Raw genomic sequence first — 999 nt, forward strand, 5'->3', positions numbered from 1 at the left:
TGATATGCTCCCTCTAAAGTAGACACTAAAAAAGTAAACTACTTTAGAGGGGGTATTTTTTAGATTGGCTAAGAAACATACTGCAAAAGAATTAGAACGATTCATAGAATTGTATTTAGATGGTGTGCCTTTTCGTGAGTTGCGTAGTGAATATGGTTTAAGGATTTCACCTGGAACATTTAATATGTATTTTTCGAAATATAAAGCATATGGACTTTCTGCTTTAGAAGATAGAGATGGGTTTAACACTTATACAAATGAATTTAAAGAAATGGTGGTTAAAGAGTTTTTAGAATCGAAAACCTATTTAACGGCAATCACAAGAAAATATAATATTCCTTCTGTTACAACTGTACGAAATTGGATTATTAAGTATACTAATGGTGAGGCCACGAAGGCCTACTATCCTAAGCCAGAGGTATACACTATGAAATATAGAAAAACATCGCACGAAGAAAGAATCCTTATCGTCAAAGACTGTATTCAAAATCAATTAAACTATAAACAAACTGCACAGAAATATAACATCTCGTACAACTTGGTGTATCAATGGGTAAAAAAATATCAAAAATATGGCCCTGATGGATTAATAGACAGTCGAGGAAAACGAAAACCAGATAATATACAGACAGAAACTGAGCGTATTCGTGCAGAAATGGCTATATTAAAGGCACGAAACGAATATTTAGAAACAGAAAATGCCGCACTAAAAAAATTACAAGAAGTGGAAAGCGAGCTGATGTTTGCCAGACGAAATTTGAAGCGGAATATCAAACGATTAAAAAATTAAGTAAAAGAGGATTTCATATTACTCAATTATGTAAAGCCTTAAACGTTAGTAGAGCCGGCTATTATAAATGGTTAAATCGAGTCCCTTCGGAATCTGAAAAACGACTACGTCGTTTAATGTCATTAATACACGAAGTATATGAATCCGTTCAAGGTATATATGGATATCGTCGTATCACAATCTATTTAAACTATTATAGAAATGCGAAG

Annotated in this window: 1 protein-coding gene; it reads left to right on the plus strand. The window is 32.9% G+C overall.

Going from position 1 to position 999, the window contains the following annotated elements; genetic code table 11:
* The first annotated feature begins 64 nt into the window (after window positions 1–64).
* Window positions 65–790, plus strand: a complete 726-nt coding sequence (locus ADH99_RS09450) for a helix-turn-helix domain-containing protein (RefSeq protein WP_049555940.1) — start codon at window positions 65–67, stop codon at window positions 788–790.
* The last annotated feature ends 209 nt before the right edge of the window (window positions 791–999 follow it).

The organism is Granulicatella sp. 572.rep1_STHE (assembly GCF_001073445.1).
In the GTDB taxonomy this organism is placed as follows: domain Bacteria; phylum Bacillota; class Bacilli; order Lactobacillales; family Aerococcaceae; genus Granulicatella; species Granulicatella adiacens.